Origin of the sequence: Streptococcus mitis, assembly GCF_946190375.1 — a bacterium.
Classification (GTDB): Bacteria; Bacillota; Bacilli; order Lactobacillales; family Streptococcaceae; genus Streptococcus; species Streptococcus mitis_CJ.
Map to the genome: position 1 here is coordinate 1 of NZ_CAMIAF010000172.1, position 227 is coordinate 227.

Annotated in this window: 1 pseudogene; it reads left to right on the forward strand. The window is 48.5% G+C overall.

From position 1 onward, the window contains the following. Positions 1-227 (forward strand): annotated as a pseudogene (locus tag N8M09_RS11145) (MSCRAMM family adhesin SdrC); the annotation flags it as partial.

Genomic DNA, 227 nt, shown 5'->3' on the forward strand with positions numbered 1-227 from the left:
GCTGACTCAGATGCTGATGTGCTTGCTGAAGCTGATGCACTTGTTGATGCTGACTCAGATGCTGATGTGCTTGCTGATTGGCTTGCACTTGTTGATGCTGATTCAGATGCTGATGTACTTGCTGATTCTGACGCACTTGTTGACGCTGACTCAGAAGCTGATGTACTTGCTGATTGGCTCGCACTTGTTGACGCTGATTCAGACGCTGATGTGCTTGCTGAAGCTGA